19 protein-coding genes are annotated in these 21,387 nt (G+C 62.8%); 18 read left to right on the top strand and 1 reads right to left on the bottom strand.

Annotated elements, in window-relative coordinates; all coding sequences use genetic code 11:
• The first annotated feature begins 6 nt into the window (after positions 1 to 6).
• From ACWPW0_RS11695 to ACWPW0_RS11635, 13 genes are all read left to right on the top strand, one after another.
• The gene (locus ACWPW0_RS11695) at positions 7 to 732 is read left to right on the top strand and encodes a methyl-accepting chemotaxis protein (RefSeq protein WP_454256731.1); all 726 of its coding nucleotides are present in this window, start codon (positions 7 to 9) and stop codon (positions 730 to 732) included.
• A gap of 162 nt (positions 733 to 894) precedes the next feature.
• Positions 895 to 1,701, top strand: a complete 807-nt coding sequence (locus tag ACWPW0_RS11690) for an alpha/beta fold hydrolase (RefSeq protein WP_454255416.1) — start codon at positions 895 to 897, stop codon at positions 1,699 to 1,701.
• Positions 1,698 to 2,561 carry an alpha/beta fold hydrolase gene (locus ACWPW0_RS11685; RefSeq protein WP_454255415.1) on the top strand — a complete coding sequence of 288 codons (864 nt, stop codon included), beginning with the start codon at positions 1,698 to 1,700 and terminating at the stop codon, positions 2,559 to 2,561. The genes ACWPW0_RS11690 and ACWPW0_RS11685 overlap by 4 nt, the downstream gene beginning before the upstream one ends.
• Before the next feature lie 102 nt (positions 2,562 to 2,663).
• Positions 2,664 to 3,323, top strand: coding sequence for a glutathione S-transferase family protein (locus ACWPW0_RS11680; protein WP_454255414.1), 660 nt, complete (start codon positions 2,664 to 2,666; stop codon positions 3,321 to 3,323).
• Positions 3,324 to 3,331: 8 nt separating this feature from the next.
• Positions 3,332 to 4,123, top strand: coding sequence for a DUF4892 domain-containing protein (locus ACWPW0_RS11675; protein WP_454255413.1), 792 nt, complete (start codon positions 3,332 to 3,334; stop codon positions 4,121 to 4,123).
• A gap of 235 nt (positions 4,124 to 4,358) precedes the next feature.
• Complete coding sequence (locus ACWPW0_RS11670) at positions 4,359 to 5,438, top strand: AI-2E family transporter (protein ID WP_454255412.1); 1,080 nt, start codon at positions 4,359 to 4,361, stop codon at positions 5,436 to 5,438.
• A 205-nt stretch (positions 5,439 to 5,643) separates the two neighbouring features.
• A complete protein-coding gene (locus tag ACWPW0_RS11665; RefSeq protein ID WP_454255411.1) occupies positions 5,644 to 7,143 on the top strand; it encodes a YdgA family protein in 1,500 nt (499 codons plus the stop codon).
• Positions 7,144 to 7,375: 232 nt separating this feature from the next.
• On the top strand, positions 7,376 to 7,465 hold the full coding sequence (locus ACWPW0_RS11660) for a K(+)-transporting ATPase subunit F (RefSeq protein ID WP_447591605.1): 90 nt from the start codon (positions 7,376 to 7,378) through the stop codon (positions 7,463 to 7,465).
• Between the two features lie 8 nt (positions 7,466 to 7,473).
• Positions 7,474 to 9,174, top strand: a complete 1,701-nt coding sequence (kdpA, locus tag ACWPW0_RS11655) for a potassium-transporting ATPase subunit KdpA (RefSeq protein WP_454255410.1) — start codon at positions 7,474 to 7,476, stop codon at positions 9,172 to 9,174.
• Between the two features lie 11 nt (positions 9,175 to 9,185).
• Positions 9,186 to 11,243, top strand: a complete 2,058-nt coding sequence (gene kdpB, locus ACWPW0_RS11650) for a potassium-transporting ATPase subunit KdpB (protein ID WP_454255409.1) — start codon at positions 9,186 to 9,188, stop codon at positions 11,241 to 11,243.
• A 51-nt stretch (positions 11,244 to 11,294) separates the two neighbouring features.
• Positions 11,295 to 11,846 (top strand): potassium-transporting ATPase subunit KdpC, encoded by a 552-nt coding sequence (gene kdpC / locus ACWPW0_RS11645; RefSeq protein ID WP_454255408.1) that lies wholly within the window; start codon positions 11,295 to 11,297, stop codon positions 11,844 to 11,846.
• A complete protein-coding gene (locus tag ACWPW0_RS11640) occupies positions 11,843 to 14,491 on the top strand; it encodes a DUF4118 domain-containing protein (protein ID WP_454255407.1) in 2,649 nt (882 codons plus the stop codon). Before kdpC ends, ACWPW0_RS11640 begins: the two co-directional genes overlap by 4 nt.
• Before the next feature lie 28 nt (positions 14,492 to 14,519).
• A complete protein-coding gene (locus tag ACWPW0_RS11635; protein WP_454255406.1) occupies positions 14,520 to 15,212 on the top strand; it encodes a response regulator in 693 nt (230 codons plus the stop codon).
• A gap of 84 nt (positions 15,213 to 15,296) precedes the next feature.
• Here the strand turns inward: ACWPW0_RS11635 and ACWPW0_RS11630 are convergent, their stop codons facing one another.
• Complete coding sequence (locus ACWPW0_RS11630) at positions 15,297 to 16,307, bottom strand: patatin-like phospholipase family protein (RefSeq protein ID WP_454255405.1); 1,011 nt, start codon at positions 16,305 to 16,307, stop codon at positions 15,297 to 15,299.
• A gap of 184 nt (positions 16,308 to 16,491) precedes the next feature.
• Here ACWPW0_RS11630 and ACWPW0_RS11625 point away from each other — a divergent pair, with 184 nt between their 5' ends.
• The 5 genes from ACWPW0_RS11625 (at position 16,492) to ACWPW0_RS11605 (ending at position 21,384) form a co-directional block, all read left to right on the top strand.
• Positions 16,492 to 16,770 carry a hypothetical protein gene (locus ACWPW0_RS11625; protein WP_454255404.1) on the top strand — a complete coding sequence of 93 codons (279 nt, stop codon included), beginning with the start codon at positions 16,492 to 16,494 and terminating at the stop codon, positions 16,768 to 16,770.
• A gap of 24 nt (positions 16,771 to 16,794) precedes the next feature.
• Positions 16,795 to 17,403, top strand: coding sequence for a flavin reductase family protein (locus ACWPW0_RS11620; RefSeq protein ID WP_454255403.1), 609 nt, complete (start codon positions 16,795 to 16,797; stop codon positions 17,401 to 17,403).
• 107 nt (positions 17,404 to 17,510) lie between these two features.
• Positions 17,511 to 18,428 (top strand): AAA family ATPase, encoded by a 918-nt coding sequence (locus tag ACWPW0_RS11615; protein WP_447591623.1) that lies wholly within the window; start codon positions 17,511 to 17,513, stop codon positions 18,426 to 18,428.
• Positions 18,429 to 18,436: 8 nt separating this feature from the next.
• Positions 18,437 to 19,384: a DUF58 domain-containing protein gene (locus tag ACWPW0_RS11610; protein ID WP_454255402.1), complete on the top strand. Its 948-nt coding sequence runs from the start codon at positions 18,437 to 18,439 to the stop codon at positions 19,382 to 19,384.
• Positions 19,381 to 21,384: a transglutaminase TgpA family protein gene (locus tag ACWPW0_RS11605; protein WP_454255401.1), complete on the top strand. Its 2,004-nt coding sequence runs from the start codon at positions 19,381 to 19,383 to the stop codon at positions 21,382 to 21,384. Before ACWPW0_RS11610 ends, ACWPW0_RS11605 begins: the two co-directional genes overlap by 4 nt.
• Positions 21,385 to 21,387 lie beyond the last annotated feature (3 nt).

Raw genomic sequence — 21,387 nt, 5'->3', positions numbered from 1 at the left:
GGCCAGATGGCCTCGGCCATGACCGAGATGGCAGCCAGTGCCCAGGAAATGGCCCGCAGCGCGGGGCAGGGCGAGCAGCTATCGCGCCAGACGTTGGCCACGGCACAACGTGGCCAGGCCCGGGTTGAAAGCAACCTCACTGCCATGCAGAACCTGGCGAACAAGGTTGATCGCCTGGCGGGTGTGATTACCTCATTGCGCAGTGACAGCGAACAGATTGGCTCGGTATTGGAGGTGATCCGTTCGATTGCCGAGCAAACCAATCTGTTGGCCCTCAATGCGGCTATCGAAGCGGCGCGTGCGGGTGAGCAGGGCCGTGGCTTTGCCGTGGTGGCCGATGAGGTACGTTCGCTGGCCCAACGCACGCAACAGTCCACGGCAGAGATTCAGACAATCATCCAGGCGCTGCAACAGAGCAGCCAGACGTCTATCGACATGATGAGCGAAAGCCAGCAAGCCGTGGCGGCGGCTAGCCGGGGAGCGGAGGAGGCCAATCAGTCGCTGCTGGAGATCGATGCTGCGGTTACGGCTATCGATCAGACCATTCAGCAGATAGCGGCGGCGGCGGGGGAGCAGGCCAAGGTGGCCGATGAGGTTGGCGCTGGCGTTGTACGTGCCAACGACATCAGCGTGCGCACGTTTGCCACGGTCGAGCAGACGCGCAGCGCATCGGCCAGCATTCAGCAACTGGAGGGGCAGTTGAGTCGGTTGATCGAGCAGTTCCGTATCTGACCCTGCGCGGATGCTCTGCGGCGTGCATCTGCGAGGGATTCATGCCTGTGATGGCCGCTTTGGCATGTCACTGCGGCTTTTTGGCTGATCTGCCCCGGCTTGTCGATTGCTGCGAGCTGGGGACTGCCGGACAATCCTCTGGAACCCCTGCAGTAAGCCACCATGTCATCTCTGATCTTTTTTGCCCATGCCAACGGTTTTCCCTCGGCCACCTACGGCAAGCTGTTCGCTGCGCTGGCACCTGACTATCGGGTCACGCATCTGGAGCAGCACGGCCATGACCCGCGCTTTCCCGTGGATGACAACTGGAACAACCTGGTCGACGAGCTGATTCTGCACGTTGCGCAGCAGGAACAACCTGTCCTGGGGGTCGGCCATTCTCTTGGCGGTGTCCTGCACTATCACGCGGCCCTGCGGCGTCCGGAGCTGTATCGCGGTGTGGTGCTGCTGGATTCGCCCTTGCTGACCGGGCTCGATCGTATGGTCATTCGCGCCGCCAAGCGCTTTGGCTTCATTGACCGCATCACCCCGGCCGCACGCACGGTCGGGCGTCGTGAGGCGTTCGGCGATATGGCCGAGGCCCGTGACTATTTTGCCGGCAAGGCGCTGTTCAGCCGCTTTGATCCGGAATGCCTGGATGCCTACGTGCAGCACGGTCTGCGCATTGAAGGGCAGGGGCTGCGACTGCGCTTCAATCCAGCCACTGAAATCGATATCTACCGCAGTGTGCCGCACACCTCGCCGGGGCGCCCGCAACAGTTGCAGGTGCCTCTGGCCGTGGTGCGTGGCCGACATAGCCGCGTGGTGCTGCCGCATCATGCACGCCAGGCGGGCCGTGCCCCGCGTGGGGAATACCTGACTTTACCTGGCGGACACATGTTTCCGCTGGAGCGCCCGGACGAAACGGCAACCCTGCTCAGGACCGTGTTCGCTCGCTGGCAAGCAATCAATGGAGAACGATCGGCATGAGTGTTGTTGTTGAAGAAGTCCGTTTCAGCCTGCCGCATATAGAGTTGGCGGCCCATGTGTTCGGGCCTGAAGACGGTCAGCCGGTGCTGGCCCTGCATGGCTGGCTGGATAACGCCATGACTTACGCTCGCCTGGCGCCAAAGCTGGAAGGCCTGCGTATCGTTGCGCTGGACTTTGCCGGACATGGGCACTCGGGGCATTACGCTCCCGGCTCCAGCTACAGCCTGTGGGAGCTGGCCGAAGATGTGCTGCTGGTGGCTGAACAACTGGGCTGGGAGCGTTTCTCCCTGCTGGGTCACTCCCTCGGCGCGATTGTTTCTATTCTGGTGGCAGCCAGCCTGCCTGAGCGTATCGAGCGCCTGGCCCTGATTGATGGGCTGCTGCCTTACACCGGTGAGGCGGAAAGTGCCCCGCAACGCCTGGGTGAAGCCCTCAAGGCCCGCCTGGGTGTGCGCGAGAAGCGCAAGCCGGTGTACAACGATGTCGACCGTGCAGTGGAAGCGCGCATGCGAGGTGTGGTCGCGGTCAGTCGTGAGGCAGCCGAGTTGCTGGCCCAGCGTGGGCTGGAGCCTGTGCCCGGTGGTTACACCTGGCGTACGGATATTCGTCTGACCTTGCCATCACTCATTCGCCTGACCAAGGCCCAGGCTGAACAGTTCGTGAAAAGCGTGCGTTGCCCGACCACCTTGGCTCTGGCCAACGATGGCTACATCGCGGCGGAATCGAGCGTTACCTCGCTGCTGGCCGAGCTGCCCTTCGACATTCAGTACTTCCCGGGTGGTCACCACCTGCACCTGAATGACGAGGAGGGCGCACGGCTCGTCGCAGACTGTTTCAATCGTTTCTTCTCCGCGGCTTGACTTGCTCCTGACAACTGTCGAGGCTGGGCGGATGTTAAAACCCGCTCGCCCGCAGCTTCCCGACGGCAGGTGATCCGGGTTTCACCGGAGAAACCACCTGCCATGATCGACCTGTACACCGCCGCGACCCCGAATGGGCACAAGGCCTCCATCGCGCTTGAGGAACTGGGCCTGGATTACCAGGTTCATGCCTTGTCGTTCGACAAGCAGGAGCAAAAGGCCCCGGCCTTCCTGCGTATCAATCCCAACGGCCGTATTCCTGCCATCGTCGATCGCGAGTACGACGACTTCGCCGTGTTCGAGTCCGGGGCGATCCTTATCTACCTGGCGGAAAAAACCGGCCAACTGCTGCCCAGCGATGTGAAAGGTCGCTCGCAAGTGATGCAGTGGCTGATGTTCCAGATGGGCGGCGTAGGACCGATGCAGGGCCAGGCCAACGTGTTCTTCCGTTATTTCCCCGAAAAACTGCCGGGTGCGATCAGCCGCTACCAGAACGAGACGCGGCGTCTTTATGAAGTGCTCGATGGCCGGCTGGGCGAGGTGCAGTACCTGGCGGGCGATTACAGCATTGCCGATATCGCGACCTATCCCTGGGTTCGCGTGCATGACTGGGCGGGTGTTTCCGTCGAGGGCTTGCCCCATCTGCAACGCTGGATGGGTGAGCTCGATGCACGACCGGCAGTAAAGCGCGGCTTGCAGGTTCCCCTGCGCGCGCAAGACGAAGCGGTGGTCAAGACCGCACAAACCATGCTGACACGCTGAGGGATCGGATGCGTTCAATTGCTTTCTGTTGTTTGCTGCTGAGCAGTACCCCATTGCTGGCAGATGATCTGCCGGGCAGCCAGGATCTTGAGTCAGTCGCACGACCGACTCATGCCGAAATCGTCGACTACCGTGATGTGGCCAGTCTGGAGCGCCGCTACCCGCAGGAGCCGGTGCAGCGCATCAGTGGCCAGATACGCCTGAATGAAGTGGTGTTGAGCGAAGGGCGCCTGCGTGCGGTGACCTACCAACTGGCGTCGCAGCACTCGCCCGTGGAGGCGGCCCGTGCTGCAGGCAAGGCCTTGCAGGATAACGGTGCGCAGTTGCTCTACTGGTGCGAGGGCCGGGAGTGCGGCTCCAGTAACCTGTGGGCCAATAATGTGTTCGACAATGCCAAGCTCTATGGCCCGGAAGAACGGCAGATCTACCTGTTGCTGCGTCAACAGGACAGCCTGTTGGCGCTGTATGGCATCACCCGTGGCAATCGTCGTGCGTACCTGCATGTCGAACAGCTGGATGCGGCATCAGCCTTGAGTGATGTAATGCCGACCGCGGCGACACTGCTGCGCCAGTTGCAGAGCGAAGGCAAACTGTCCCTGATGCACCTGCCAGCAGAACCTGATGACGCCTGGGTAACCTTGTTGTCGCGTACCTTCAAGATCGACAGCACTGTGCGTGTCGGCGTGAGTGGTGAGCATGCCGAGGCGTGGCGCAGCGCTTTACTGGCCAAGGGCGTGCGGGAAAACCGTTTGCAACTGGGGAATGTCTCCGGCGACTTGCGGTTGGAGAAGCTGCCTTAGGGCGATATCTTTGAGCCCCTTCATGGCACAGATGCACTCTTCCGGGTACATCTGTGCCATAGGTTCTGCCTTCACCGCCCTTGAACGTTTCACTCCGTGTCCCTGAAGCCTTCTGGTACCTGAGTGGGGCGTGGCGTAGTAGTTCTTCTCTCCGAATCGAAAAGATGCGCGGCTGCTTCTAAGCTGCGCCTATGTCTGTGATCATCGTTCCCTATCTTTCCTGGAATCCTCTGCGATGTTTAACAACGATCGCCTGTTGGTGCAGATCCTGCTGCTGGCCTTGCTGGGTGCCTGCTTCTGGGTGTTGATGCCGTTCTTCTCCGCACTGTTCTGGGCGGCGGTTCTGGCCTTTGCCAGTTGGCCGCTGATGCGCCTGCTGACCCAATGGCTGAACGGACGTGAGTCCCTGGCGGCAGCGGTGTTGACGGGCGTGTGGATGGTGGTGGTCGCGGTGCCGCTGGTGTGGCTGGGCTTCAACCTGGCGGATCACCTGCGTGATGCAACGATCCTGTTCAAGGACATGCAAGCGGGTGGCTTACCTCATCCACCGGCCTGGTTGAGCGGCTTGCCGTTTCTTGGCCCACGCCTGGTGGACATATGGGAGCAGATCAACCGGGAGGGTTCCGAACTGTTCGCCAGCATGAGTCCTTATTTCGGCCAGGTTGGCAACTGGGTTCTGGCACGTAGCGCGCAGATTGGCGGCGGCATGCTGGAGCTGGCCCTGAGCCTGGTGCTGGTGTTCTTTTTCTACCGGGACGGCCCCCGCATGGCGGCCTTCGTCCAGCGGCTGTTGCATCGGCTGATCGGTGAGCGTGCCGGGCATTACATCAATCTGGTCGCCGGCACCGTGCAGCGCGTGGTCAATGGTGTAATCGGTACTGCCGCGGCACAAGGCCTGCTGGCCCTGGTGGGTTTCTGGATTGCCGGTATACCGGGTGCCCTGGTGCTGGGATTCCTCACCTTCCTTCTCAGCCTGATCCCCATGGGGCCGCCTCTGGTCTGGGTGCCTGCAACCGCCTGGCTGGTGAGCAAGAGCGAGTACGGCATGGCGATCTTCCTCGGGATCTGGGGCACCTTCATCATCAGTGGCGTGGACAACGTACTGAAGCCCTACCTGATCAGCCGTGGCGGCAACCTGCCCTTGGTGGTCGTATTGCTGGGGGTGTTCGGCGGCATTCTGGCTTTCGGCTTCATGGGGCTGTTTCTTGGCCCGACGCTGCTCGCGGTGGCCTACAGCCTGCTCGGTGACTGGGTCCGTGATGCGCCCTTGGTCACGGAGCAGACCGAGAAGCAGAGTCAGACACCTGACACCTGACACCTGAGTCCTCGGCGATTGGTAGGCGGCTGAAACGACCAGTGGTAGCCTTGCACGGCTTTCTGCGAGCGCGGTGAGATAAGCCGTGGTTACCACGGCTTACTCGCCTGCAGCGAAACGCCTGATGGACTGGCACACCGGTGGTGAGTCAGGTCGGTCACGGTGCAGGGAAGACAAACAACATATAAATACAATGGACAGACTCATGAAAAAGTCAGCAGGAATCGCTGTAGGCCTCATCGTGGCCGCCGGCGCGTTGACCACAGCCGGGGCGTGGTTCACCGGCAATCAACTGGATGGTGTACTGCGCACCGCTACCGAGGAGGCCAACCAGCAGATGAAGCGAGCGCTGATCGGCTTCGATGGCAGCGTCACGCTGGAGCTGGTCTCGCTGGAGAAAAACCTCTTCACCAGCACGGCACATTACCGTCTGAAGGCCGAGAGCCCAGGCCTTGGCAAGGGCGAGGAAAACCTCGAACTGCTGTTCGTCGACCATATCGAACACGGCCCACTGCCGCTGTCGCGCCTCAAGTCAGGCAAGCTGATGCCGGTCATGGTCACCAGCAACTTTGCGCTCGAAAAGAATGAGTTCACTGAAAAATGGTTTGCGCTAGCCAAGGGTGAGTCGCCGCTCAAGGGACAGGCGAGCCTGGGTTATGACCGTGGGACGACCAGCACCATCGAACTGTTGCCGCTCGATGGCGCGCTGGATGAAACCAGTGCCGTCAAATTCTCGGGCATGAGCATCGATGTGGTTTCCAGTGCTGAGGCAGAGAAGGTTCGTATCGGTGGCAGCATGGCCAGCCTGGCACTGTCCGTCACGGGTGAGAACAAGCAGCCGGTACTGATGGAGCTGCGCGGTTTGACCCTGGACAGCGATCGCTTCAAGGGTGGTTCCGGTTTATACCTGGGCAGCACCGATGTGAACGTCGACAGCGCCGCACTCACCCTCGCTGACCAGTCGCCGTGGCTGCTCAAAGACCTCAATCAGCGTGACACGCTGGAAGAAACTGGCAGCAACCTGGTCGGCCGTGGCAGCTATGACATCGGCATGATCAGCTACAACGGCAAGGACATCGGTGGCGCACAGGTGCTCTGGAGCTTCAACAACCTGGACATCCCGGCATTGCAGTCGCTGATCAGCCTCTACGAGAGCAAATTCCAATCGCAGCAGGCAGTGAGTGCCGATGCGGATGCCTTGAGCGAGGCGGAGAGGGTGCAATTGCTGGCCGACGTCGACAAGTTGCTGGCCGCAAAACCCCATATTGCTCTGGATAAGTTCTTGCTCAAGACGGCCAGCGGCGAAAGCCATTTCGCCTTGTCGCTGGATCTCAACAAGCCCGAGTCGCTCGATCTGCCGACACCGGTGCTGGTCCAGCAATTGATTGGTGAATTGAACGCCAAGCTGGTGGTTTCCAAGCCGATGATCAGTGATGTGATCAGCGTGCAGGCTGCGCTCAACGGCGAGACTGATCAGGTGGCGGTAGCCCAGCAGGCATCCATGGTCAGCGAAATGGCCAGTGGCATGGCGGTAGCTACTCAACTGGCCAAGCTGGAAGGCAGCGACATCGTCTCCACCCTGCGTTACGCCGATGAACAGGTGGACTTCAACGGCCAGAAAATGAGCGTCGAACAGTTCGCCAGCATGGTCATGGCCATGGCCGGCGGCCTGAGTGGTGGTCTGCCAGGACAGGCTGCGGAGTAAAACAATCCATACGGTCTTGCCGGGTAGCCTGAGGGCTCAGTAACCCCGGAACCTGTATGCAACGAAAACGGCTGGCTGTCCCACTTGAGTGGGCAGCCGGCCGTTTTGCATTCAGCAGCCGCTTCTTTACGTTTTCTTTATGCCTTGGGCCCTGCGTCCGTCTCGTTCCTTTACGCCCCTCCTGCCGAAAATGCCTCCAAAGCGGCGCCGTCCGCATCTCGGAGCGACAGTCATGAGCATTCTCGACGGGTTGTCCCTGGCATTGGCCACGGGGCTTTTCATCTACCTGCTGGTCGCGTTGTTGCGCGCCGAGCGCAGCTAGGGGGCGTCATGCACGTACAGGATTACGGCCTGATTCTGGCCTTCTTCATGCTGGTGCTGGTACCGGCCCCCTTTATCGGGCGCTACATCTATCGTGCCATGGAAGGTGAGCGCACCTTACTCACGCCACTCTTCGCTCCGGTGGAGCGCTTCTGCTACCGCATTGCGGGCGTCGATCAGCACAGTGAGCAGGACTGGAAGACCTACACCGTCGCGCTGCTGGCCTTCAATGCTGCTGGCCTGGTGCTGCTGTTCGCGATCCTCATGCTACAAGGCGTGCTGCCGCTGAACCCGCAAAAGCTGCCGGGGCTGGAATGGACCCTGGCCTTCAACACGGCGGTGAGCTTTGTCGCCAACACCAACTGGCAGGCGTACAGCGGCGAGGCGAGCCTGAGCTACTTCAGCCAGATGGTTGGCCTTGGCGTGCAGAACTTCGTCAGCGCCGCCGTCGGCCTCTGCGTGCTGGTAGCCCTGGCGCGTGGCATCGTCCGCCGCAGCACCAGCACCTTGGGCAACTTTTGGGTCGACCTGACTCGCGGCACCCTCTATGCGCTGTTGCCATTGTGCGTGTTACTGGCGCTGTTCCTGATCTGGCAGGGCGTACCGCAAACCTTCATCGACTACGTCAGCGCCCATACCCTGGGCGGGACCGACCAGGTGATCCCATTGGGCCCTGCGGCCAGTCAGATCGCGATCAAGCAGCTCGGCACCAACGGCGGTGGCTTCTTCGGCGTCAACTCGGCGCACCCCTTCGAGAACCCCAGCGCATGGAGCAACCTGCTGGAAATGGCCTCGATTATCCTGATCCCGGCAGCGCTGGTGTTCACCTTCGGTCACTACGTGAAGGACCTGCGCCAGAGCCGTGCGCTACTGGCGACCATGCTGATCCTGTTCGTCATTGGCCTGGGTGTAACCCTCTACAGCGAGTACCAGCCGAACCCGGCCCTTGCTGCGCTACCCATCGAGCAGGTGGGTTCCCTGGAGGGCAAGGAGAGCCGCTTCGGCATCGCCGCGTCATCGCTCTGGGCGGTGACGACTACGGCCGCGTCCAACGGCTCGGTCAACGCCATGCATGACAGCTTCAGCGCCATCGGCGGGATGGTTCCGATGTTCAACATGATGCTTGGCGAGGTGATCTTCGGCGGTGTCGGCGCAGGGCTCTACGGCATGCTGCTGTTCGTGCTGATTGCGGTATTCCTCGCCGGCCTGATGATCGGCCGCACCCCTGAATACCTCGGCAAGAAACTCGAAGCCCGCGAAGTACGGCTGCTGGTGGCGACCCTGCTGGTGATGCCGGTGGGTGTGCTGGTGTTCTGCGCCCTGGCGGTGAGCCTGCCAGGCCCGGCGGCGTCCATCAGCAATCCCGGCGCCCACGGTTTCAGCCAGGCGCTCTATGCCTATACCTCGGGCACCGCCAACAACGGCTCGGCCTTCGCCGGCTTCGGTGCCAACACAGCGTTCCACAACATCATGATCGGCCTGGCGATGCTCCTCGGGCGCTTTGGCTACATCCTTCCGGTGCTGGCTATCGCCGGCAGCCTGGCGGCGAAGAAACGCGCACCACTGGGTGGTAACAGCTTCCCCACCCACGGCCCGCTGTTCGTCACGCTGTTGACCCTGACCATCCTCCTGGTGGGTGGTCTGACCTTCCTGCCGGCACTGGCCCTGGGGCCGATTGCCGAACACCTTGCGCTGATCCAGGGCCTCTAAGGGAGAACCATATGAACGCCCCCATCCCGGCGCTGAAGAACAGCGCCAAGCCACAACCACCACGTACCGCCTTCGCTGCCTTGTGGCAGCCGGCGCTGCTGCAGGCCTTCGCCAAGCTCGATCCGCGCCAGCTGAAGCGCTCGCCGGTGATGCTGGTGGTCGAACTGACTGCCGTGGTCACCACCGTGCTGTGCTTTATCCCTAACCCGGCAGTGTCGGTCGGGTTGGCGCTGCAGATCGCCCTCTGGCTGTGGTTCACCGTGCTCTTCGCCAACTTCGCCGAAGCCCTGGCCGAAGGCCGTGGCAAGGCTCGCGCCGACAGCCTCAAGGCGGGCAGCCAAGGCCTCAGCGCACGCCGCCGCACTGCCACCGGGCAGTTCGAGACGGTGGCCGCCAGTAGCTTGCGGCGTGGCGACAGGGTGCGGGTCGAGGTCGGTGAGTTGATCCCCGGTGATGGCGAAGTGATCGAAGGCATCGCCGCGGTCAACGAGGCGGCCATCACCGGCGAGTCCGCGCCGGTAATCCGCGAGTCTGGTGGCGACCGCTCGGCCGTCACCGGCAACACCCGGGTGGTATCCGACTGGCTGCTGGTGAAGATCACCGCCAACCCGGGTGAGTCGACCCTGGACCGGATGATTGCCCTGGTCGAAGGTGCCAAGCGCCAGAAGACGCCCAACGAAGTGGCGCTGGATATCCTGCTGATCGGCCTGACGCTGATCTTCCTGCTGGTGGTGGCCACGTTGCAGCCCTTTGCCCGGTACGCCGGCGGTGACCTGCCGCTGGTGTACCTGGTGGCGCTGCTGGTGACCCTGATTCCCACCACCATTGGCGGGCTGCTCTCGGCCATCGGTATCGCCGGCATGGACCGCCTGGTACGCCTCAACGTCATCGCCAAATCCGGCCGTGCGGTGGAAGCGGCGGGGGACGTGCACGTACTGCTGCTGGACAAGACCGGCACCATCACCTTCGGCAATCGCCGCTGCAGCGCGCTGGTCAAGGCGCCGGGCGTCAGCGGCAAGGAGTTGTCCGACGCTGCGCTGCTGGCCTCCCTGGCCGACGATACGCCCGAAGGCAAGTCCATCGTCGAGTACCTGCGCGCCCTCAGCGTCATGGTTGAGCCGGCTCGCAACGAGGTGACCGCCATCGCCTTCAGCGCCGAGACGCGCCTATCCGGTGTCGACTGGAACGGTCACCGTTACCGCAAGGGTGCAGTGGACGCGGTGCTGGCCTGGGTTGGCATCAGCCGTGCCGAGATGCCCGAGCACCTGTCCCGCGAGATCGACAAGATCGCCCAGAGCGGTGGCACACCGTTGCTGGTGGCGGCCGACGGCAAGCTGTTGGGCGGCATCCATCTCAAGGACGTGGTCAAGCCCGGCATCCGTGAGCGCTTCGCCGAGCTGCGGCAGATGGGCATTCGCACCGTGATGGTTACCGGCGACAACCCGCTGACTGCCGCGGCCATTGCCGCCGAGGCGGGCGTGGATGACGTGATTGCCGAAGCCACGCCAGAGAAGAAGCTGGCGCGCATCCGCCAGGAGCAAGGCGAGGGCAAGATGGTCGCCATGTGCGGTGACGGTGCCAACGACGCGCCGGCACTGGCCCAGGCCGACGTTGGCCTGGCGATGAACGACGGTACCCAGGCAGCCCGCGAGGCGGCCAACCTGGTGGACCTGGACTCAGACCCGACCAAGCTGCTGGACGTGGTGCAGGTGGGTAAGGAGTTGTTGGTAACCCGAGGTGCGCTGACCACCTTCTCGGTGGCCAACGATATCGCCAAGTACTTCGCCATCCTTCCGGCGCTGTTCGCTGGCATCTACCCGCAGTTGGGTGTGCTCAACCTGATGCACCTGCACAGCCCGCAGAGCGCCATTCTCTCGGCCATCGTATTCAACGCGTTGATCATCATCGTGTTGATTCCCCTGGCCCTGCGCGGCGTACGCGTGCAGGCCGCCGACGCTGCCAGCCTGCTGCGCCGCAACCTGCTGATCTACGGACTGGGCGGCATCGTCGCGCCTTTTATCGGCATCAAGCTGATCGACCTGTTGCTGACTGCTTTGCACCTGGTGTGACGCGCTCTCACCCCTCTCCACGGGGAGGGGATTTAATTCGAGGAACTGCATATGCTTACGCAACTCCGTCCCGCCCTGAGTCTGCTGGCCCTGATGACCCTGATCACTGGCGTTGCCTACCCGCTGACCGTTACCGGTATCGCCCAACTGGCCTTCCCCGAACAGGCCAATGGCAGCCTGGTGCGCGATGCCAACGGTGAGGTGCGTGGCAGCCTGCTGCTGGCGCAGAAGCTGGAAGGTCCGCAATGGTTTCAGCCACGTCCATCCGCTGCCGATTTCGCCACGGTCTCGAGTGGCGCGAGCAACCTGGCACCGAGCAACCCGGCATTGGCCGAGCGCATCGCCAAGGACGCCGCCAACTTGGCCAGCGCAGGGCAGGGGCCGGTACCCATGGCACTGGTCACCACGTCCGGCAGTGGTCTCGACCCGCATCTGCCACTGGCTGCTGCGCGCTACCAGATCCCGCGTATCGCCGAAGCACGCGGGATTCCTGCTGCCACATTGGAGCGACTGGTGGAACAACAGGCCGAGCGCCCGTTGGTTGGCCCCGCAGTGGTCAATGTTTTTGCCCTCAACCTGCAGTTGCACAGGATGCCTGAATGAGCGATGCCGGCCGTGCTGATGCATTGTTGGCCGAGTTGCCGCGCGCTGGGCGAGGCCGGCTGAAGGTCTTCCTCGGTGCCGCGCCCGGGGTGGGCAAGACCTTCGCCATGCTGCAGGCGGCGCAGGCGCAGTTGCGCCAGGGCGTTGACCTGCGTGTCGGCGTGGTCGAGACCCACGGCCGCGCCGAGACCGAGGCGATGCTTGCCGGCCTGCCGCAGCAACCGTTGCGACGCCTGGAGTACCGAGGCGTGCCGCTGACCGAGATGGACCTCGACGGCATTCTTGCCGCACCGCCGAAGCTGGTGCTGGTGGACGAGCTGGCCCATAGCAATGCCCCGGACAGCCGCCACGCCAAGCGCTGGCAAGACGTGCAGGAACTGCTCGCTGCCGGTATCGACGTCTACACCACGGTCAACGTCCAGCACCTCGAAGCACTCAATGACCAGGTACTCGACATCACCGGCGTGCAAGTGCGCGAAACCCTGCCGGACTGGGTGCTGCAAGAGTCCGATGAAATCCTCCTGATCGACCTGCCGCCGCGCGAATTGCTCGAGCGTCTGCGCGAAGGCAAGGTCTACGTGCCCGAGCAGGCGCGCGCGGCCATCGACGCTTTTTTCTCCCAGACCAACCTCACTGCACTGCGCGAGCTGGCCATGCAGACCGCCGCTGCGCGGGTCGATGCCGACCTCAACCGTCGCTATCGCCAGCAGGGGCAGGAGGCTCCCACCGTGCGTGGCCGCTTGCTGGTGGGCGTGGACGGCAGTGAGCAGGCCGAGCGTCTGGTGCGTCACGCCTGCCGGGTGGCCGAACGCCGTCACCTGCCCTGGAGCCTGGTGTACGTGGATACCGGAGGCGTGCTCGGTGAAGAAGCGCGCGCGCGCCTGCAAGCTGCCCAGCAACTGGCCGAGCGCCTGGGTGGCGAAGTGGTCACGCTGCGCGCCGAGGGCGTCGCCAGCACCCTGATCGAACATGCCCGTGAGCGCCGTGCCAGTGTGCTGCTGGTAGGGCGCAGCCGGCAGCGTCTGCGGCGTCGCTGGCTGGGGCGTGGAGTGGCCGAGCGCCTGCTGCGGCTGGCCGAGGGGCTTGAGGTCAGCGTGTTGGACACCGATGTCGACGCGCGTCCGGCCACCGCGCGTGCACGTCATCCGTTGCCCCTGGGTGACTATGGCTTGGCGCTGGCTGCAGCCTTGACGGCCAGCGCCCTGGCCTGGGGCGCTTACCAGGTGCTGGCGCTGCCGAATATCTCCATGGTGTTTCTCGCCGCCGTGCTGCTGGTCGCGGTGCGTAGCAGCCTGGGTCCGGCACTGCTCTGCGCTGGGCTGTCGTTCCTGGCCTATGACTTCCTGTTCATTCCACCGAACTTCTCCCTCACCATCGCCCGCCAGGAGGACGTGCTGACCCTGCTGTTCTTCCTGCTGATGGCCGGCCTTACCGGCAACCTGGCCTCGCGCCAGCGGCGGCAACTCCAGGCCCTGCGCGCTACCCAGGCCGAGACCACGGCGTTGCTCGATCTGTCGCGCAAACTCACCGCCGCTACCGATCGCCAGGCGGTGCTGAGCGTAGCGGCCCAGCAATTCGGTACGTGGAGTGACATCGAAGTGTGTGTGTTGGCGCGCAGCCGTGACGGCGTATGGAAGGTCGAGGCCGGGGTGCAACGTCTGCTGGCCGATCAGGAGCGTGCGGCGGCGGACTGGTCCTGGCAGCACGACCAGCCGGCCGGTCTGGGCACCGATACATTGCCCAGCGGGCGTTGGTGGTGGTTGCCATTGTCTGGCGAAGAAGGGCCGCTGGCACTGTTGGGCGTCAGCCCGCGCGACGGCACCCCCTTGCCCGGCGAACGGCGGCGCCTGCTGTCCGCTCTCGGCCAGCCGCTGGCCCAGGCCCTGGCCCGCGCGCAACTGGCCGAGGAACTGGAGGCTGCGCGCCTGCATGGCGAGACCGAGCAGTTACGTACTGCGTTGCTGGCCTCCGTCTCACACGACTTGCGCACGCCATTGACCGCCATGCGCGGTTCCATCGACAGCCTGTTGTCGCTCGGTGAGGTGATCCCGCCGGAGGACCGTCGCGATCTACTGGAGGGGACGCGCGACGAAGCCGAGCGCCTCGATCGCTATATCCAGAACCTGCTGGACATGACGCGCCTTGGTCACGGAGGCCTCAAGCTGGCCCGCGACTGGGTGGCGCCGGTGGACATAGTCGCCAGCGCCCTGCAGCGTCTGCGACCGGTATTGGCCCCATTGAAGGTGCAAACCGATCTACCCGCCGAGCTACCGCTGCTCTATGTCCACGCGGCGCTGATCGAACAGGCCTTGGTCAATGTGCTGGAAAATGCTGCACGTTTCTCACCCCGTCACGGCCGCCTGCGCGTGGCGGTGAGTGCTGATGTCGAAGAGCTGCGCTTTGCCGTCAGTGACCAGGGGCCGGGGATTCCAGCCGGCGAGCGCGAAAAGATTTTCGATATGTTCTACACCGCCGCCCGCGGCGACCGGGGCGGGCAGGGGACCGGTCTGGGCCTGGCCATCTGCCAGGGCATGGTCGGTGCTCATGGTGGCCGCGTGACGGTGGGCGAAGGGCTGGATGGGAAGGGCACGACCCTGACGCTGCATCTACCCTTGCATCCACAGCCACAATTCGAGGAAGACTGAGATCTTCTTTATTTGAACGAAGGACAGCATGACGACCAACCAACCGACCCTTCTGGTCATCGACGACGAAGCGCAGATCCGCAAGTTCCTGCGCATCAGCCTCGTCGCTCAAGGCTACAAGGTGCTGGAAGCGGCCAATGGGACCGAGGGGCTGGCTCAGGCAGCATTGGCCCGGCCGGACCTGGTGGTGCTCGATCTCGGCCTGCCGGACATGGATGGCCAGCAGGTGCTGCGCGAATTACGCGAGTGGTCGCAGGTGCCGGTACTGGTGCTGTCGGTGCGCGCCAGCGAGGGCGAGAAAGTGCTCGCCCTGGATGGCGGCGCAAATGACTACGTGACCAAGCCGTTCGGTATTCAGGAGTTTCTTGCCCGGGTGCGGGTGCTGTTGCGCCAGGCCAGTGGTGGCGAACGCCTGGAAGCGCAGGTTACCAGCGGGGCACTACGCGTCGATTTCGCTTATCGCCGGGTCAGCCTGGATGAGGTCGAGATCAGCCTAACCCGCAAGGAGTTCGCCGTGCTGGGCACGCTCGCCCGCCATCTGGGGCGTGTGGTAACCCAGCAGCAACTGCTCAAGGACATCTGGGGACCGAGCCATGTCGACGATACTCACTACCTGCGCGTGGTGGTCGGGCATCTGCGGCAGAAGCTGGGTGACGATCCGGCGGCACCGCGCTTCATCGTCACCGAAGCTGGAATCGGCTATCGCCTGCTGGCGATCTAGAGCGTTTTTTACGGTTTGTCATCTAGGGCGCGCGGCGCGCACCGAGAATGATCGCGGAGCGCAGCCGGTACGACATACAACGGTCTACGAATGGTCCTGTTCGTACCTGTCCAGGGTATCGCTGGCGATCTGTCGGCCCAGTTGAATCAGCTCCGGTGCCTTGTGGAACTCGAAGAAGCGGCAGACGCGACGGGGTACGTTGATCAGGATGTCCGGTGGGTAGCCGGCAATCTTGTACTGCGCCAGAGAGGTCTGCATGACTTCGAAACTCTGGTTGACCAGTTCCAGCAGCGAGGCAGGCCCGACAGCGCTGACCACCTTGGAGTCGGTGGCAGAGTTGGGCACCGCGTCGTCTGCGACTTTTTTTGCCGGAGCCGTGCTTTCCAGCCAGGGATTATCACCTTCCTCTTCTTCATGCTCATGCAGCAGGGCTTCGGCACTTTCCCGTTTCAGGAAGGGCAGGCGTGAGCTGAGGGAGCCCATCAATTGGTCGACACGGCCCTTGAAGGCAGCGGGGCGCTCGATCACCGGCAACTGATACTGTTTCTGGTTGAGGGCATTGAGGTTGACCGCAACGATCAAATCACAGTGGCTGGCCACTACCGGCACGATCGGCAAGGGGTTGAGCAGGCCGCCATCAACCAGCATGCGGTTGCCCTGGATAACCGGAGTGAACAGACTCGGAATGGCTGCCGAGGCGCGCATGGCCTTGTGCAGGCAACCTTCCTGGAACCAGATTTCCTGCTGATTGGTGAGATCGGTGGCAACGGCGGTGTAGGGAATTCGCAGGTTTTCGATATCGATCTCACCGAGAATTTCGTGGATCTTGCCGAAGACCTTTTCGCCTCGAATGGCACCCAGGCGAAAGCTGACATCGAGCAGGCGCAGCACATCGAGGTAGTCCAGGCTTTCTGTCCATTCGCGGTACTGTTCGAGCTTGCCGGCGGCGTATATGCCCCCGACCACAGCCCCCATGGAGCAGCCGGCTACACAGCCAATTTCATAACCTCGCGCTTCCAGTTCTTCGATAACGCCGATATGCGCATAACCACGCGCACCACCCGAGCCCAGGACCAGGGCCACTCTCTTGCTCATGCACACTCTCCCGATTGGTTTGCAGACCATACGCGCGGTCATGCCACACGCCAAGGCGGGCTTTGCTAGAATTCTTCAGGCACCTCTGTTGTTGCACATCAAAGGCCTTGGCTTTTTGTGCTGCCGGCACTTTTATGCCTGGCTGGCATCCATATCGGACATTGCCGCCTTGGAGTTCCCCACCATGAACAAAATGATTGCCCTGACCCTGTTGGCGCTGGTCATTTCCGGCTGTGCCGGGAAAACGTCATACCGCACCAGTTGTGGCAACCAGTTGGATGCCGCCTGGCGTGAACTGGATATCGCCAAGGCCGAAGGCTTTGCCGGCACGGTGAGCTACTCCAAGGCGCTTTCCCTGCTGACGGGCGCCAAGACCCAGCAGCAATTCGAGGCCTTCGAGGGGTGCACCAGCAAGGCTGAGAAAGCCCGTTTCTATATTCGCGAGTCACGCGCCGGACGTTGATCCGCCGCTTTGGAGAGAGGCTGCATGCAGCTCGATTTCAGCAGTTTGAGTGCAGCGCAGGCTTATCGCTGGCTGGCATCCACGGTCACCCCCAGGCCAATCGCCTGGGTATCCAGTCGCTCGCCAGAGGGCGTCGATAACCTGGCTCCGTTCAGTTTCTTTCAGGTCATCAGTGATGATCCGGCGACACTGATGATCAACGTCAGCAACCGTGACGATGGTGGCCTCAAGGATACCTTGCGCAATGTGCGCGACACCGGCGAGCTGGTCGTGCAACTGGTCTCTTTCGAGTTTGCCGAGGCGATGAATGCCAGTGCTGCGGTGCTGGCGCCAGAGGTCAGCGAGTTTGCCCAGTGCGGCATCGCGACAACGCCTTCTGTGCGAGTAAGCCCGCTGCGGGTTGCCGGGGCTCCGGTGGCATTCGAATGTCGCCTGCTGGAGATCCAGCCATTTCCGCGGGCCACGCCCAATTGCCACCTGATCTTTGCCGAAGTGCTGCTTGCCCATATCGATGACGCGGTCCTGACTGAAACGAGTCGTATCGACCCACAGCGCCTGGATCTGGTCGGGCGTCTCAGCGGCAGTGACTACACCCGCACCCTGCAGACCTTCAGCATGAAACGTCCCGAGTAGTGCGCTGATCCACGGTTTGTCGTCTGAATCGTCAACAAAGTTTTCCATGAGCTATGCCGTTGGCTGGCCGCGCAGTAGCATCGGGCGCCTGACTGAAGGAGAGGCCCATGCGCACCAAGCTGGATGCGGTACTGAACGCGGTGAATCAGATTCTGCTGGGCAAGGAGCCACAGGTTCGCCTGGCGCTGACCTGCCTGCTGGCGCGGGGGCATTTGCTGATCGAAGACTTGCCTGGCATGGGCAAGACCACCTTGAGCCATGCCTTGGCGCGCATTCTCGGGCTGAGTTATCAACGCATCCAGTTCACCTCTGATCTGCTCCCTGGCGACATTCTCGGCACCTCGGTCTTCGACAAGGACAGCGGGCAGTTCACTTTCCATCCCGGGCCGATCTTTGCCGAGCTGGTCCTGGCGGACGAGATCAATCGGGCCACGCCGAAAAGCCAGAGTGCCTTACTCGAGGCGATGGAGGAGGGGCAGGTGACCATCGAAGGGGCAACCCGACCGCTACCGGAACCCTTCTTCGTCATTGCTACGCAGAACCCGGTCAGCCAGGGCGGTACCTTCGCCTTGCCGGAGTCGCAGCTTGACCGTTTCCTGATGCGCCTGTCACTGGGCTACCCGGCCCAGGCTGCAGAGCGCGCCTTGCTACTGGGCGAAGCACGACGTGACCTGCTGCCCAGGCTTCAGCCTTTGCTCGGGCATGCCGAGTTGGCCGAGATCCAGGCGCTGATCCCACAGATACGGGCCAGCGATGCGCTGGTCGATTACGTGCTGCGCCTGGTCGAGGCCACTCGTAGCCAGCCACAGTTCGCCTGGGGCCTGTCGCCACGCGCCAGCCTGGCCTTGCTGGCTGCGGCACGGGCGTGGGCATTCCTGGCCAATCGTGATTACGTGATTCCCGAGGACGTACAGGCTGTGCTGCCCTCGGTGGTTGGCCATCGTCTGCGCGAGCGCGCCGATCCCGCCGGGCACGGCGGCGGTTCGCTGGTGCAGTGGCTGCTGCGTGAGGTGCCCGCAGTTTGACCCGCGGCGTGATTCGTTCCCGCTGGGCACGCTGGCTGGCACGTCGTATTCCGGCAGCAACCCGGGTGCAACTGAACCAGCGCCGCATCTTCATCATGCCCAACCGGGTCGGCGCGGCGTTTTCCGTGATGCTGATATTGCTGCTGCTGGCCGCAATCAACTACGAGAACAGCCTGGCCTACGGGCTGACCTTTCTGCTCGCCTCGGTGTTCGTCGTGGCGATCCTGCATACCTATCGCAATTTCACCGGGTTGATCCTCAAAGCAGGCATCAGCGGTGCTGTGTTCGTTGGCGAGCAGGCGCGTTTTCGCGTGCGCCTGGAAAGCGATGGCCGTGCCCACCAAGCCGTGGCGCTGGGGTGGTCACCTGCATCACTGCAGATGGTCGATGTGCCGGCCAACGGACAATCCGAGTGCGAGCTGGACATGCCCGCGCAGCAACGTGGCTGGCTGCGCCCACAGCGCCTGCGCGTGGAGAGTCGTTTCCCCCTGGGTATCCTGGTGGCCTGGAGTTGGGTCGATCTCGATCAGGCCGTGCTGGTCTATCCACGGCCACTGGCCGGCGATTTGCCTCTGGCCAGCGGCGGCAGTCCGGATGAGCAGGATGAAGGCGTACGCGCCACGGGGCAGGGGGCCGATGACTACCAGGGACTGAAAACCTACCAGCCAGGCGACAACCGTCGCCGTTTGCACTGGAAGGCCTATTCGCGCGGCCAGGGGCTGTTGGTCAAGGACTTCGCGGCACTGGCCGGGCGTGACCTGTGGTTGGACTTGCAAGGCGTCGAGGGCGATCTGGAAACGCGCCTGTCCCTGCTGTGCTACTGGGTGCTGCAACTGGATGCCGGCCAACAGGCTTATGGCCTGCGTCTGCCAGGAATGGAGCTGGCGCCGGATTATGGCGAGACGCACCGGGAAGCCTGTCTGCGCGCGTTGGCCCTCTACGGACTCATGCCATGAGCCAGATCCAGACGATTCCACGTATCAGCCTGATCTGGTTGCTGGTGGCGCAGGTCCTGGTGATTTTGCCGCACCTGATGCACCTGCCGCTGTGGATCATTGGCCTGTGGGGCGTCTGCGCCGGCTGGCGAATTCAGGTGTTCCGCATGCGTGCGCGTTTTCCGTCGGCCCTCGAACGGGTAGGGCTGCTGCTGGGTACCTGTGTGGCCGTTTTCTTTTCCCGCGGCAGCCTGATCGGCCTGGACGGCGGGGTTTTGCTGCTGGTGGCGATGTTCACCCTCAAATTGGTGGAGCTGCGCAGCCAGCGCGACGCGTTGGTGTTGATCTTCCTCGGTTTCTTCGTGGTCGTGACTGCCTACCTGTTCGACGACAACCTTTTAGCTGCGTTGTACAGCCTGCTGCCGATCACTGCCTTGCTGGCAGCATTGATTGGCTTGCAGCAAAGCACACTGGCAACACGTCCGCGGGCAACCTTGAAGCTGGCGGGCGTCCTGCTGCTGCAAGCCTTGCCGTTGATGGTGCTGCTGTTCGTTCTGTTTCCCCGCCTGGGCCCGTTGTGGAGCTTGCCGAATCCGAACAAGGCCTTTACCGGGCTTTCCGACAGCATGGCGCCGGCGGATATCGCCGAGCTCAGTCAGTCTGATGCACTGGCGTTTCGCGCCAGCTTTACCGGTGCCGTGCCAGAGCGCCGCGATCTGTACTGGCGTGCCCTGACCCTGGAACATTTCGATGGCCGCCGCTGGTCACAGTCCACAGGCGCGCAATCGTCTTGGGATGGGCGGCCCGGTGATGTGCAGTGGAGCAAGCAGGGCGATACGCTGGACTACAGCATCGTCATGCAACCCAGCGGCAAGCCTTGGTTGTTTGCTTTGGATGTAGGCTTGAGCAGCCAGGACGGCATTCGGCAGATGAACGATTTTCGTCTGGAAAGCCGCAAACCGGTGCTGCAGAACCTGCTGTACCCAGTAACTTCGTGGCCGCAGGCCATACGCCAGGCCACCTTGCCTGACTCAGTCAGACAGCGGGCGCTGCAACTGCCAGGGAATGGTGATCCGCGCACCAGGGCCTGGGCCGAGGAGCTACGCCATAGCAGCGAAGGGCCGGAGCAACTGGTCGCGAACCTGCTTCGCCACTTCAATCAGGAGCCTTATGGCTACACCCTGCGGCCGCCGCCAGTGGGCCAGAACAGCATCGACGAGTTTCTGTTTCGCACCCGTAAGGGCTTCTGCGCACATTATGCGGGTGCCATGACCTTCGTCCTGCGTTCCGCCGGCATCCCAGCACGGGTGGTGGCCGGCTACCAGGGTGGCGAGCTGAATAGCGCTGGCAACTATGTCTCGGTGCATCAGTTCGATGCTCACGCCTGGATTGAATACTGGCTGCCTGACAAGGGCTGGATCAGTGTCGACCCAACCTTCCAGGTGGCGCCGGAGCGTATCGAATACGGCCTTGAACAGGCCGTGGAGGGGGAGCAGAGCTTTCTGCAGAATTCGCCGCTATCCCTGTTGCGCTACCGCAATATCGACTGGATCAATAACCTGCGCATGAGCTGGGACAGCATCAACTATGGCTGGCAGCGCTGGGTGCTCGGCTACAAGGGCGAGCAGCAGCTGCAGATCCTGCAGCGTTGGTTCGGGCAGCTCGACTGGACGCGCATCGCCCTGCTGTTGGTCGGAGGCGGTGCTGCACTGCTGGCCTTGGTGGCACTCTTCATGTTCCGCCCCTGGCATCGCCAGCGGGATGTACAACAACGCCTGTTGCAGCGTTTCGAACGCCTGCTGGCTCGCCAGGGGCTGCGTCGGAACAACGCCGAGGGAGTGTGTGCGTTCGCATCGAGGGCAGCGCAGCAGTTGCCAGGGCAGGCACTGCAGATCAATCACTTTGCCGAGCTGTTCGAAGCCCAGCGCTATGCGGGGGCCGAGCCGGCACCGCAGGCGTTGCGCGTGGCGTTGGCCCATCTGCGTCGCGCCTTGCCTTGGCGTCGACGCATCAAGGAGTAAACC

The sequence above is a fragment of the Pseudomonas sp. Marseille-Q8238 genome (genome assembly GCF_965111915.1).
Note: the sequence above shows the minus strand (reverse complement) of the source record. Positions and strands in the feature narration are given on the sequence as shown.